The sequence below is a fragment of the Actibacterium sp. D185-2 genome (assembly GCF_054954595.1).
On sequence record NZ_JBPWNX010000009.1, the window covers coordinates 1 to 13,411 of the forward strand.

Annotated in this window: 12 protein-coding genes and 2 pseudogenes; 8 read left to right on the forward strand and 6 right to left on the reverse strand. The window is 63.8% G+C overall.

Features of this window, described 5'->3' with window-relative positions:
* From ACSR1C_RS14110 to ACSR1C_RS14120, 3 genes and pseudogenes are all read right to left on the reverse strand, one after another.
* Positions 1-121 (reverse strand): annotated as a pseudogene (locus tag ACSR1C_RS14110) (electron transfer flavoprotein subunit beta/FixA family protein); the annotation flags it as partial.
* 55 nt (positions 122-176) lie between these two features.
* A complete protein-coding gene (locus ACSR1C_RS14115) occupies positions 177-1,304 on the reverse strand; it encodes a CaiB/BaiF CoA transferase family protein (protein ID WP_460260020.1) in 1,128 nt (375 codons plus the stop codon).
* Positions 1,301-1,885 (reverse strand): annotated as a pseudogene (locus tag ACSR1C_RS14120) (SDR family NAD(P)-dependent oxidoreductase). Before ACSR1C_RS14120 ends, ACSR1C_RS14115 begins: the two are co-directional and overlap by 4 nt.
* Here ACSR1C_RS14120 and ACSR1C_RS14125 point away from each other — a divergent pair.
* The 8 genes from ACSR1C_RS14125 to ACSR1C_RS14160 all read left to right on the forward strand — a co-directional run bounded on the left by ACSR1C_RS14125 (position 1,845) and on the right by ACSR1C_RS14160 (position 10,559).
* Entirely contained in the window at positions 1,845-2,276 is a 432-nt protein-coding gene (locus tag ACSR1C_RS14125; RefSeq protein WP_460260021.1) for a hypothetical protein, read from the forward strand. The pseudogene ACSR1C_RS14120 and the gene ACSR1C_RS14125 overlap by 41 nt on opposite strands.
* 10 nt (positions 2,277-2,286) lie before the next feature.
* Entirely contained in the window at positions 2,287-3,444 is a 1,158-nt protein-coding gene (locus ACSR1C_RS14130; RefSeq protein WP_460260022.1) for an acyl-CoA dehydrogenase family protein, read from the forward strand.
* A 101-nt stretch (positions 3,445-3,545) separates the two neighbouring features.
* A complete protein-coding gene (locus ACSR1C_RS14135) occupies positions 3,546-4,778 on the forward strand; it encodes an ABC transporter substrate-binding protein (protein ID WP_460260023.1) in 1,233 nt (410 codons plus the stop codon).
* Positions 4,779-5,008: 230 nt separating this feature from the next.
* A complete protein-coding gene (locus ACSR1C_RS14140; RefSeq protein ID WP_460260024.1) occupies positions 5,009-5,704 on the forward strand; it encodes a branched-chain amino acid ABC transporter permease in 696 nt (231 codons plus the stop codon).
* A 4-nt stretch (positions 5,705-5,708) separates the two neighbouring features.
* Positions 5,709-7,781 carry an ATP-binding cassette domain-containing protein gene (locus ACSR1C_RS14145; RefSeq protein ID WP_460260025.1) on the forward strand — a complete coding sequence of 691 codons (2,073 nt, stop codon included), beginning with the start codon at positions 5,709-5,711 and terminating at the stop codon, positions 7,779-7,781.
* Between the two features lie 143 nt (positions 7,782-7,924).
* Positions 7,925-9,184, forward strand: a complete 1,260-nt coding sequence (locus tag ACSR1C_RS14150) for a cytochrome P450 (protein ID WP_460260026.1) — start codon at positions 7,925-7,927, stop codon at positions 9,182-9,184.
* An 18-nt stretch (positions 9,185-9,202) separates the two neighbouring features.
* A complete protein-coding gene (locus ACSR1C_RS14155; RefSeq protein WP_460260027.1) occupies positions 9,203-9,517 on the forward strand; it encodes a 2Fe-2S iron-sulfur cluster-binding protein in 315 nt (104 codons plus the stop codon).
* A gap of 100 nt (positions 9,518-9,617) precedes the next feature.
* A complete protein-coding gene (locus ACSR1C_RS14160; protein WP_460260028.1) occupies positions 9,618-10,559 on the forward strand; it encodes an AraC family transcriptional regulator in 942 nt (313 codons plus the stop codon).
* Positions 10,560-10,573: 14 nt separating this feature from the next.
* Here ACSR1C_RS14160 and ACSR1C_RS14165 read toward each other — a convergent pair whose 3' ends face one another.
* From ACSR1C_RS14165 to ACSR1C_RS14175, 3 genes are all read right to left on the reverse strand, one after another.
* Positions 10,574-11,668, reverse strand: coding sequence for a cytochrome P450 (locus ACSR1C_RS14165; RefSeq protein WP_460260029.1), 1,095 nt, complete (start codon positions 11,666-11,668; stop codon positions 10,574-10,576).
* 155 nt (positions 11,669-11,823) lie between these two features.
* Positions 11,824-12,912 carry a 3,4-dihydroxy-2-butanone-4-phosphate synthase gene (gene ribB / locus ACSR1C_RS14170; protein ID WP_460260125.1) on the reverse strand — a complete coding sequence of 363 codons (1,089 nt, stop codon included), beginning with the start codon at positions 12,910-12,912 and terminating at the stop codon, positions 11,824-11,826.
* 260 nt (positions 12,913-13,172) lie between these two features.
* Positions 13,173-13,400 carry a hypothetical protein gene (locus ACSR1C_RS14175; RefSeq protein WP_460260030.1) on the reverse strand — a complete coding sequence of 76 codons (228 nt, stop codon included), beginning with the start codon at positions 13,398-13,400 and terminating at the stop codon, positions 13,173-13,175.
* Between the last annotated feature and the right edge of the window lie 11 nt (positions 13,401-13,411).

Sequence of the window (13,411 nt, forward strand, 5' to 3'; positions counted from 1 at the left end):
TCTCGTCAAACGGGTTCATCGACATCTTCACATTCGCAAGATCAACGCCGCCGCCATCCGCCTTAACACGAACCTTGACGTTATAGTCGATCACACGTTTGACAGGTACAAGCACCTTCATTCCGTATCCCCCCACTCAATTCCAGTTAACGGGCGGACGGCCCCGCCGCAACAGTTCATACCGTGCCTACCCCGCCCCGCACCCCCGACCAACGGGCAAGGGCGTCGGGCATCGCAAGCGTCCGGCCCGCGCGGATCGCGCCCGGTGTTTCCGAAAAACGCGGCGCCGGGGACGGGTGCACGAACCCGTCGCGGCGCACAAATGTTTCACGCGCCGCGTTATGCGGGTGTTCGGCGGCCTCCAGCAGATCAAGGACGGGCGACACGCAGGCATCGGTTTCGGCAAAAAGCGCGGCCCAGTCGTCGCGGCTACGGCTGCGGAACCGTTCGGCAAAGGTCGCGCGGGTTCCGGCCCAGGCGCTTTTGTCCCATTGCGGGAAATCCGCCGGGTTCAGTCCCAGCCCGTCCAGCAGCGCCTTGTAAAACTGCGGCTCGATCGCGCCCACAGCGACATGGCTGCCATCCGCGCAGTCGTAACAGCGATAGAACGGCATCCCGCCATCCAGCAGGTTGGCGCCGCGATCCGCCGTCCAGCCGCTGCCCTGCCGCAGCGCCAGAAACAGGCTCAGCAGCATGGCGACGCCATCTGTCATCGCCGCATCCACGACCTGCCCCCGGCCGGTGCGCTGCGCCTCGATCACACCGGCCAGAACACCCATCGCCAGGAACATCGCACCACCGCCATAGTCGCCCACCAGGTTGAGGGGCGGCACCGGCGGGCGACCGGGTTCGCCCATCATGCCAAGCGCGCCGGAAAGCGCGATATAGTTGATGTCATGCCCCGCCCGCGGTGCCAGCGGGCCGGTCTGGCCCCAGCCGGTCATCCGGCCGTAAACCAGCGACGGGCGGCGCCCAAGGCAGATTTCGGGCCCCAGCCCCAGCCGTTCCATCACACCGGGGCGAAACCCCTCGATCAGCGCGTCGGCCCCGACGATCAGTTCCAGCGCGCTAGCGCGGTCGGCGGGATCCTTCAGGTTCAGCGCGACCGTGTCGCGCCCGCGATGCAGGATCGTGGCGCCCACATCCTCATAGGCACCCTGCCCGCCCGTGCGCGCCAGGCGCAGGATATCGGTCCCCATATCGGCCAGCAGCGTCGCGCTGAGCGGCACCGGCCCGATCGCGTCCATCTCGACGATACGGATACCGCTGAGCGGCCCTTTGCGTTGTTCGCCCGCGCCCGTCATTTGCTGTCGATCCTGTTGGCCGCACTGCTTTTCGAGGTGGCAAGGTTCGCACTGATCCCGCCGTCCACCAGCAGGTTCACCCCAGTGATATGGCTGGCCTCCGGCCCGGCCAGAAACCGGATCGCGCGGGCCAAATCTTCGGGCGTGCCGACGCGGCCCAGCGGGATTTCGGCGCCGCGCTGCGCCCGGATTTCCGGGTCGTCATACGAGGCCGCGGTCATCGCCGTATGCGTGGGCCCCGGCGAGACACAGTTGCAGCGGATACCGTCGGGGCCCCATTCAGCGGCCATTTGTCGCACCAGCATGACCAGCGCCGCCTAGCTGGTGGAATAGCAGCCAAGCCCGACGGTCGGCTGTTCCGATGCGGTCGAGGCGGTGGCGACAATCGTGCCGCGCGCCGCCGACAGGTGCGGGTGCGCGGCCTGCGCGATCATCAGCGTGGCGCGGACATTGATGTTCATCAGCATGTCGAACTGATCGGCGGTCATGTCCGTCAGTGGCACCATATGGATCGCGCCGGCATTGCTGATCAGCGCGTCGATGCCGCCGAATTTCGTCAGGGTCTCGGCGCCGATCGCCATCACCGCCTGCGTGTTCGAAGGGGTGCAACTGCCCTATGACATGGCGCAGAACGTGGAATGCAAGCATTTCGCCCGGCTGCTGACCGGCCCGGTGGCGCGCAACCTGATCCGCACGACCTTCCTGAACAAGGGCAAGACCGACCGGCTGGGCGCGCGGCCCAAGGGCCATGACAAGGTGGAGGCCAGCAAGGTCGGCATCCTGGGCGCGGTGCTGGGCTGGGGGTTCCCGACCTATACCGGCGGCACCATGTCGCTGATCGACACGGTGGGCGTGGCGACGTTCGTTGCGGAATGCGATGCGCTGGCCGACAAATATGGCGAACGCTTCTGCCCCTCGGACTGGCTGCGCACCCGTGCCACCGGCGATATGCCCTTGTTCGCGGCGGCATGACGGCATGGCCATGAAACGCATGATTTTCGAGCCGGACCACGAGCAGTTCCGCGATATGGTCCGGCGGTTCTTTCAAAACGAGATCGGCCCGCGGGCCGAGAAATGGCGCGATCAGGGTTTCGTTGACCGCGACGCCTATCTGAAGGCCGGCGAGCTGGGCCTGCTGCTGCCCTGGGCGGACGAGGCTTATGGCGGCGCCGGCATGGCGGATGTCCGCTATCAGCAGATCATCTCGGAAGAGAATATGCGCCACGGCGACCCGGGCTTCTACATCCATCTGCATTCCAGCCTGGTCGCACCCTATATCGGCGGGCTGGGCACTGAAGAGCAGAAACAGCGCTGGCTGCCCGGTTGCATCACCGGCGAAACGATCCTGGCCATCGCCATGACCGAGCCCAATTGCGGCTCGGATCTGGCGGCGATGCGCACCACCGCGGTCGAAGATGGCGATAACTGGATCATCAACGGCTCCAAAACCTATATCTCGAACGGCCAGATCGCCGATCTGATCGTGGTCGCGGCGCACACCTCGACCACTGAAAAGCACAAGGTCGGCCTGTTCGTGGTCGAGCGTGGCATGGACGGGTTCGAGCGTGGCAATCGGCTGAAAAAAATGGGGCTGGAGGCACAGGACACGTCCGAGCTGTTCTTCAACGATGTTGTGGTGCCCAAGGTCAATGTGCTGGGCGATCCGGCGCGCGGGTTTCATCATCTGACCGATTTCCTGGCCGGCGAGCGTGTCGTCGGCGCGATCGCCGCCATGGCCGCCGCGCAGACCGCGTTCGACCTGACGCTGGAATTCGTCAAAGAGCGCCGCGCCTTCGGGCGACCCATCGGCACGTTTCAGAACTCGCGGTTCAAGATGGCCCAGATGCGGGCCGAGATCGACGCGATCCAGACCTTCGTCGATCAATGCGTGATGGCCCAGAACCAGCGCGAACTGGCCGCCGACACCGCCGCCGCCGCCAAACTTCTGGCGACCGAGTTGGAGGGCCGGGTGATGGACACCTGTGTGCAGTTGCATGGCGGGGCCGGTTACATGCAGGAATACCGGATCTGCCGGATGTATACCGATGCGCGGGTATCGCGGATCTTTGCCGGCGCCTCCGAGATCATGCTGGAAATCATCGGCCGCAATCTGGGGCTGGACGACCGCAAACTGAACTGAGCCCCGGCCTACCTATCGAAAGAAAGTATCGCAGGGGAAAGGCACGGACCTAGGGTTCCGGTATCGGCGGCGCGGCCGCCCATCCCTGGGGAGGAATCGCAATGTTTGGAACAGCATGTCTTGGCCGTGTCGCGCATGGGCTGGCCCTGGCCGCCGCACTGGCGCTGCCGGGGGTCGCGCAAACCACCACCGGCGTCACCGACGATGAAATCCTGATCGGCATGTTCGAGCCCCTGTCGGGCCCGCTTGCCGCCTATGGCACCGATCCGATGAATGCTGCGCGCGCCTATTTCGACGACATCAACGCCAAGGGCGGCATCCACAGCCGCAAGATCCGCTATCTGGTCGAAGACGACAAATGCACCCCGTCCGAGGCAAACGCGATTGCCCGAAAATACATCAATGTCGACAAGGTGTTCTTGCTGTTCGGCGGCGCGTGCTCGGGGTCGACCGTGTCGATCCAGGAACTGGTGAACCAGGAAAAGATCCCGCATTTCATGATGAACGCCTCGGGCGATGCCGGGGTCTATCCGCCCAGTATGTATCAGATCGGGGCCGCACCGGGGACGCAGCGCGCCACCCTGGCTGCCGTGATGATGTATGCGATCGAGGGGCTGGGCGCCAAATCCGTGGGCGTTCTGGGGCCGGACGATGCAATGGGCACCTCGGCGATGGAAATGATCCACGCCATGGCCGACAAATACGGCGTCCGGATCGTGGCCAACGAGATCGTGCCGAACAACGCCACCGATGTCACCGTGCCGGTGCTGAACGTTCAGGCCGCCAATCCCGATGTGATCGTGCTGACCACCTATGTCCCGCCGACCACGCTGATCATGAAGAAGTTCGTCGAATTCGGGATGCTGTCGAAGCCCGTCATCTCGGCCATTCAGGGCGTGTCCAACCCCGAGGCGTTCCTGAGCAGCCTCAATGGCGACACCACCGGGCTGGGCAAATTCTATTACGCGCATCCGCTGGTCGGCGAATCCATGGACGACCCGGCGTTGAAGCCGTGGAAGGATCTGATGGTCAAATACTATCCCGACCGGCCCAATCCCGGCATCATCGGCGCCTATGGCTTCCCCCATGCCATGGCGATCGTCGATGCGCTGGACCGCGCCGGGCCGGATCTGTCGCGCGAAAGCTTCATGGCTGCGGTCGAGCAGACCAGCCTTGAAACCGGCGTGATGGCCGCGCCCACCGTAATCGCGCCGGGGCGGCGCGATTCCAACCGCGGGCAGGTCATCGTCAAGTTCGACGGCACCACCGTCACCCGCGTCGGCGGCCCCTATATCTGGGACCGGATCATCGACCCCGAGGTGTTCGCGCGATGACGCCGCACGCGGGAGGGGTCTGAGAATGTCCACCCATCTGGCGCTGGTGATCCTCAGCGGGATCGTCACCGGATCGGTCTATGCGCTGATCGCGCTGTCGATCGTGATTGTCTACAAATCCTCCGAGGCGGTGAATTTCGCCGCTGGCGAATTCGTGATGGTCGGCGCCTATATCGCGCTGTTCTTCACGGTTGCCACATCGGCCCCCTATGCGCTGATCTTTTCCACTGGTGGCCGGCGGCACCTTCGTGCTGGGCGCCGGGTTCGAGCGGCTGGCCATCGTGCCGATCACCCGCCGGATCAGCGGCCGCGAAAGCCCGCTTGTGCCGATTGTCATCGCCACCTTCGGCCTGTCGCTGATGCTCAAGGGGCTGGTCCGGGTCATCCCCTATACCGAGGAGGTGCGCTCGTTGCCGCCGATGCTGTCGGGGCCACCGCTGTTCATCGGGCGGGTGCCGGTCCTGCGCACCGATATCGCCATCGTCACGGTCGCGGTGCTGGCGATCCTGGGGTTCTGGCTGTTCTTCAACCACACGCTTCTGGGCCGGGCGCTGCGCGCCTCCAGCCAAAATCCGCACGCCGCCGCGCTGTCGGGAATTCCGGTGACACGGATGCGGATGACGGTCTGGGGTATCGCCGGCACCATGGCCGGGATCAGCGGCGTACTGGTCGGTCCCAAGCTGGGGCTGACCCCGGATATGGGCGGGATCATCATGATCGCGCTGGCCGCGGCGGTGATCGGCGGCTTCACCAACCTGCCCGGTGCGATCGTCGGCGGGTTCATCGTCGGCGTCGTGCAAAACCTGATCGGCTATGTCTTCGGCTCGCAGACCATCGCGGTGGCGCCGTTCCTGATCATCATGGCGGTGCTGGTACTGCGCCCGCAGGGGCTGTTCGGCGGTGCCGCGCATGTAAAGAAGGTCTGAGCGGATGTATGGAACCCTTTCGCGCGGCGAAGTCGTCTGGCCGCTGGCCTTCGTCGCGGTGGCGATGGTGCTGCCGCTCTATCTGAACAATTACCTGCTTTATGTCGGTTGCACGCTGATGGTCTATGCGGTGCTGGCGCTGGGGCTTGACGTGATCATGGGCCATGCCGGGCAGTTCGCCTTCAGCCATGTGGCGTTTTATGGGATCGGCGCCTATCTGACGGCGATCCTGCAGGACCGGTTCGGCATCCCCTTCCCCGCCGGCCTGCTGCTGGCGGTGCTGGTCTGCGCCGGGTTGGCGGCGCTGGTGGCCGTGGCGTCGGTCCGGCTGCGCCATATCTATCTGGGCCTTGCGACGGTGGCCTTCGCCTCGGCGGTGAACTGGGGCTTTCAGACCTGGAAAGCGGCAACAGGCGGGGTGGACGGGCTGCGGGTGCATCCGTCAGAGTTCATCCTGTTCACCTCGAACAGTGACGCCAGCAATTTCCGGGTGCTGGCCGTGATCTTTGCGGTGATGCTGCTGGCCACCTTCCTGCTGCTGCGCTCGCATCTGGGCCGGTCGATGGCCGCGATCCGCGACAGCGAGCATGTGGCCGCCGTTTCGGGCATCAGCGTGCGCCGGACCAAACTGTGGGCCTTCGTCATTTCCAGCGTCTATGCCGGTGTGGCGGGCGGGATGCTGGTGGTGTTCAACAGCTTCATCAGTCCCGAGAATTTCACCTTCGCCCCGGCGGTCCTGTTGCTGACGATGCTGGTGGTGGGCGGCATGGGCACGGTGCCCGGCGTGATTCTGGGGGCGGTCATCCTGGGCCTGCTGCCCGAGGTGCTGCGCGCCGTGATGAAGGATTTCCTAGTCTGGCAGGAATTCGTCTATGGGCTGATCCTGGTGCTGTCGATCACCCTGATGCCCCAGGGGGTTTACGGGGCGCTGCGCGGGCTGACCGCACTGGACCGACTGTCGCTTGAGGTCGAACAGGGCACGATCCACGCGCTGATCGGCCCCAACGGCGCGGGCAAATCCACCGCTTTCAACGCGATCACCCGGGTCTATAACCTCAGCGCCGGGCGGGTACGGTTCGACGATCAGGTAATATCCACCCTGCCGCCGCACAGCCTGGCCGGACGCGGCCTGTCCCGCACCTTCCAGAATATCGAACTGTGCGGCCGCATGACCGTTCTGGAAAACGTGCTGGTGGGCATGAGCACCCGGATTCCGCGCTACATACCCCTTCTGCCGGGCCGCAGCCGCAGCCGGGCCGAAGCCGCCGCGCTGCACGAGGCAGAGGCGCTTCTGGAACGCATGGGCCTGTCCGAGGTACGCGACACCAAGGCCGGCGCGCTGGATTTCGGGCGCCAGAAGATGCTCGATATCGTGCGGGCGCTGGCATCGAAGCCGCGGCTTTTGCTGCTGGACGAACCCGCCGCCGGGCTGCGCAACCGCGAGATTGCCGCGCTGGACGCGCTGCTGGGGGCCAATGGCGCGGGCAAAAGCACGACGCTGAACTGTATCAGCGGTCTGGTGCCCCTGCGCGGCGGCGCGATCAGGTTCGAGGGCGAGCGTATCGATGGCCTGAGCCCCGAGGAAATCGTGCGCCGCGGCATCGCCCAGGTGCCCGAAGGGCGCGAGATTTTTCCCGACATGTCAGTGGCCGACAACCTGCTGCTGGGCGGCTGGATCCACCGTGGCGACCGCCGCCAGCTGCGCCACGATCAGGAACATATCTATGATATCTTCCCCCGGCTGAAAGAGCGTGAGCAGCAGCACGCCGGCACCCTGTCGGGCGGCGAGCAGCAGATGCTGATGATCGGCCGGGCGCTGATGTCGCGGCCCCGATTACTGCTGATGGACGAGCCCAGCCTTGGCCTGTCGCCGGTGCTGGTGAAAACGCTGTTCGACGTGATCGTGCGGCTGAACCGTGACGGGCTGACCACCCTGATCGTCGAGCAGAACGCCGAACTGGCGCTGACGGTCAGCCAATATGGTTATATCCTCGAAAACGGCGAAATGGCCTTCCACGGACCCTCGGGCCAGTTGCATAGCGACGACAGGATCCGCGACGCCTATCTGGGCACCTGACGCCCCAAACCCCCGTATCCGAACGATCAGCCGCTCATTGCGAACGCTCGGGGCTGTCGCAAAGCGAAGGGATCTAACAAAGTATGTCGTCACTGCGGCCCGCCCGAAAAGCGACCGCTGCTGGAAAACGGGAGGAGATTTCCATGACGATACAAGACGCCCAGGCTATTCGCCTCGAAGATCTTGATCCGGCCCATGTGGTCGATCTGGATCTCGGTGATGACAGCATTATCAAAACCAAGGAAATTCTCAGGCTGATGCGGGAGTGGGCGCAAAAAGAGCCCTTCTACTGCACCCGCAGCGGCGTGCCCATCGTGGTCTGCGGCCGCTATGAGGATGTCAAAGCAGTTTACAGCGACACCGATGATTATTCCATGGTCGCGCCGGATCTGCCCGGCTACTATATTTTCGACTTCTTCGCCGGGCTTCAGGCCGTGGCCCAGATGGACGGCGAAGATCATCTGCGCGTCCGTCGTCTGATGGCGCCCGCATTCATGCCCGCCGGGGTCAACGCGCTGAAGGAAGCCACCCAGAAGATCGTCGATGAAAAGCTCGACGCGATCGAGGCCAAAGGCGACCGTTTCGACGTGATGGCCGATTTCGCGGGGGACATCATCACCCGCGTTCTTCTGGACGCGGCCTTCAGCCTGACCGAAGAACAGCAAAGAGCGTTCGAACGGGCGCATGAAGGTTTTGCGACCATGGTGGATTTGGGCCCTGACGACGAATACCCGACGGAATTCATGGCGCTGATGATCAACCATCGCGAAATGATGATGGGCGTGATCGAGGATCGCCGCCGCAACCCCACCAATGACGTACTCGGAAAACTGATCAGCGCCACCTACGAGGAAGACCGGCTGTCCAACGAAGAACTGTTCGGCCAGATCAACGCGCTTTGCGGCGCGGCCCTTGGCACGACCACATCAAGCTTCGGCAATGCCATGCTGGTGCTGGGCCGCAATCCCGATCAGCTTGAACTGCTCAAGTCCGATATGTCGCTGCTGGACAGTGCGGTTTCGGAATGCCTGCGCTATCAGTCTACCGGCTATTTCGCATTTCCGCGCTATGCCAAGAAAGACACGGTGCTGAACGGCGTGAAGATCCCGAAGGACATCCCGGTTCTGGCCTCCAGCCAAGGCGCGCATTTCGACCCGACCATGTTCCCCGATCCCGATCGTTTCGATATCCGTCGCAACCCCCAGGGCATCCTGACCTTCGGCATCGGCCCGCATCATTGCGTCGGCAACCGGCTGGGCCGTATGGTCATCCAGACCAGCCTTGAATCGATGCTGAAGCGCTTCCCCAAGCTGCGGCTTGAGGATCCGGCGTTCGAACCCGAATACAAGGCCAACTTCTTCGGGGAACTGACCCCCAAGACCGTGCCGATGCTGATCAACTAAGCGGGGAAATAGGACCGAATGCCTGTTTTGACTGTAACCGACCGCGACGGCTCCGTCCGTGCGGTCGAGATGAAGCCGCAAGGCGATCTGATGCTGGCGCTGCGCGAGGCGGGGTATCACATCCGTGCCGAATGTGGCGGTGCCTGCGCCTGTGGCACCTGCCACATCTATGTCGACGAAAGCTCGTTCGCCAAGCTGCCGCCAGCGGCCGAACTCGAAACCGAGATGGTCAGCTTTCTGCTCGAAAGCAAACCGACCTCGCGACTGGCCTGCCAGGTCAAGGTGGAAGACACCCCCGATGGCATGTCTCTGACCATCGCGCCAGAGGAATAGGCGATCGGCACCCGGCTTGTGAACAAGGCGGGTGCGGCGCAGTATGTGCCGCACCCGCCGCCCCCTCGGGCACAGGGCTGGGCACCAACTGCAGGTTCCAATGACGCGCGAGACTGACGCCCCCATCATCGACATTCCCCCGGGCGCAACCGCGTCTCCGGGCCCGGAACTGCCCGCCGACCCGCATCACAGCTGGCAGGCGGTGACCAACCTGCTCGACAATATCCATTGCGAGGCGACCTCGTTCTACTACGCCACCTATACCGCGCCCTGGTCGCTGCAATCCATGGGGCCGCGCGAAGTGCTCAGCTATCTGATCGAACAGGGCGGTGCGGTGCTGGACCTGGCCGGGGCCCGGTTCGAGCTGGACGTGGGTGATCTTCTGGTGATTCCGCACGGCACGCGGCACAGGCTGTCGTGCCGTGACAACAGCAACGGCGCCGAACTGGGCCACGCCAATCTGCGCATCGATACCGACCGGGCCGCCCCGCTGCTGCGAATGCTGCCGGTCGCCATCGTGTTTCGCGGTGAAAACGGCCAGGTCGCCGCCTGGCTGCGTCCGATGATCCAGTTGATCAATCAACTCCGCGACGCAAGCGATGCCGGCGATCAAGCCATCGTGCGCCGGTTTTCCGAGGCGGCGATCATCCGCGCGATCCAGGAATATCTGCACTACGCCCATGTGCGGGGCGGCGCACTCAGCCGGTCGCAACTGTTTCGCATCGCCCCGGCGGTGCGGGCGATTCACCACGCGCCCGACCGCAAATGGAGCGTGGCCGCGCTGGCGCGCGAATCCGGCATGTCGCGCACGGTCTTCGCCACCAGTTTCACCGAGGCGATGGGCGAACCCCCGGCGCAATACCTGCTGAACGTCCGCATGGCGATGGCGCAGGAGCTGCTGCGCACAAGCCCCCTGCCCCTGTCGGATGTCGCCTACCGCGTGGGCTATGCCAACGAAGGCGCGCTGGCCCGCGCCTTCAAGCGCCGTTTCGGCCTGTCGCCGGTCGGCTTTCGCAACGCGCAGACCGACGACCCCGACTGACGCAGGCCACGCGCTCAGATGTCGAAGCGCACGTTGCGCGGCCCCTTGTTGAACGCCAGATGATCGTTGGCCGGACGGCGCGACAGATCGGCCGCATGGGGGCAGGCATATTTCACGGGATCGCGGTTCGCCGCCGAATGCAGCAGGATCATCCGGTCGCCCGCCTTGATCTGTTGCCCGGCGATCTCTGTTGCTTCATTGGCGATGCGGAACCGATACATGACCGAGCCGTAAAGCCGCATTGCCTCTTCCACCGCTACGGGCAGCGCCGCGTCGCGATCCGTGGTCAGCGCGGCGCGCACCGCGTCATCGGTCAGGGTCAGATACAGCAGGTTGGCAATACCATGCACCGTGGTATCGGCGCCGCCCAGAAACAGCTCGCGGCAGATCGCGACGGCGTCGGCCTCGGTCAGGTCATCGCCATAATCCGACGGCGCCTCGGTCCAGACCCGGCTGATCAGATCGTCCTGCGGATTATCGCGACGGGCCCGGATATAGGGCAGCAACATCTCGTTGATCTCGGCCGACACGCGCAGCCCCTTCTGGCGCAGCTCCTCGGTGCGAAAACCCGATCCGATCACCTCCATGATTTCCTCGTGCAGATGCAGGATCCGCGCCACCAGCGCATCGTCCTGCCACGGCATCCCCAGCAGCGCGGCAATCACCCGCGGCGGAATCTGATCGCCGAAATCGCGGGTCAGATCGGCCCTGCCGGTGCCTTTGGCCAGGATCCGGTCCATCAGCATGTCGATCACGGGCACGACCTGCTTTTCACGGTATCCCGCCACCAGCTGCGGCGTCAGCAGCTTCATGAAGAAATGCCGCATCCGGCGATGCTCTTCACCGCCCAGAACGGTGATGTTGCGGCCGCCGCCCTTGATGTCGATGATGACCTGCGGCACGTCCTGATAGGGGTTGCGGAACAGCGTCTCGTTCATCTCGATCTGCGCGCAATGCTCATAGCTCAGCACGATCCAGCCGCCCATCACCTCGTCCCAGACAAGGGGGCCGCGCACGCGAAGCTGATCGTAATAGTCCCATGGCTCCCTGTCTTCGGTTACCGTGACCGATACCGGCCCCTGATCAAGATCTTCCTGACGCTCCAGCATGACATCCTCCCTCGAAAACCACGCGTTTCAGCGGCAAGTGTCCCGCAAAGCGCGGTATCAGACCCCTGTCGAAGGATAGGCCGGTCTTGTACGCCGGATGTGAAACGGGCCCCTTCCGCAAGGAAGAGGCCCGTTTCACAAACCGATATGGCGGATCAATCGATCGCGCGCTCGCCAGAGATTGTCAGCCCATAGGCGTCAAGTCCGACCAGGCTGTGATGCGTATTGGTCAGCAGGATCATCTCATGGATACCCAGCTCGGTCAGGATCTGCGCGCCGACACCATAGTCGCGCATGTCGTCGGTGTGCGAATTGCGCTCGCCCCGGTGCAGCTGAATCGCGCGGGTGATATAGTTCGGCGCCACCTTGTTGAGCACGACAACCACCCCGGCACCTTCTGCCGCGATCGCATCCATCGAACGCGACAGCATATCGCTGCGCTCGCCGATCTCGCCGAAAATATCCGCGAAGGGGGTGACCTGATGCATCCGCACCAGCGTCGGCTTGCTCGGATCGACTTCGCCCTTTTGCAGCGCCAGTTGTTCGGTGCCATCGGCGCGGTTGTAGAACGCCTTGACCGTCCATTCGCCGCCCCAGCGGCTGACGAACTTCTGCTCGGTCAACAGGTCGATGATCCGGTCGTGCTGACGGCGATAGGCGATCAGATCGCGGATCGTACCGATCTTGAGGCCGTGCGCCTTGGCAAATTCCAGCAGATCGTCAAGCCGGGCCATCGACCCGTCCTCTTTCATGATCTCGCAGATCACGCCCGACGGGTTCAGCCCGGCCAGCCGCGACACATCGACAGCGGCCTCGGTATGACCGGCGCGCACCAGCACGCCGCCATCGCGGGCGATCAGCGGAAACACATGCCCAGGCGTCACGATGTCCTGCGCGGTCTTGCCCGGGTCGATCGCGACATTGATCGTGCGCGCGCGGTCATGGGCGGAAATGCCGGTGGTCACGCCCTCGCGCGCCTCGATCGAGACGGTAAAGGCGGTTTCATACTGGGTTTCGTTCTTCGGGCTCATCAGATTGAGCCCCAGCGCATCGACCCGCTGTTTGGTCATCGCCAGACAGACCAGCCCGCGACCATGCTTGGCCATGAAGTTGATCACATCAGGCGTGGCCATCTGCGCGGGGATTACCAAATCGCCCTCGTTCTCACGGTCCTCGTCATCGACCAGGATGAACATCCGGCCGTTGCGGGCCTCTTCGATGATCTCTTCAGGGCTGGAAATCATGCCGCTGGGCGCGGTGCCGGCATTGGCCGGTTTGGCGGCGGGACGATTCCTGGGCACGGCCCCGGCCGTGACTTCGGACTGGTCGGCCTCGTCAATACCGGCCGCTTTGGCGATCTTGTTCAACAAGTCTCCTCTCATCTTCGGCACCTCCCCAACGCCTCTCCGCTTCCATCGGAAACGGGATGATGAATAAGCGGTTGCGGCGCCGGAACGCCGCACCCTATAGGATTTATATCACTTACGCACTGACACGGCGCGGGTCAATCTTTCTTCTTGCCGCGCAAGGCGCCCTTGATCAGCAGGACCGGAAAGCCAAGCCGCGTCTTCCACGACAGCATCTTGAAGGACGCCCACAGATCCTCGGGGCCGATATGCATGGTGGCGTTCATCGCCCCCATCATCTTGCCCTTGATGACCAGAAGGTCGCCCTCCTTGCTGATGGACTTCACGTCCATCAGCTCCATCCCGTCCTTGCTATGTACTTTCATTCGTTTTTATC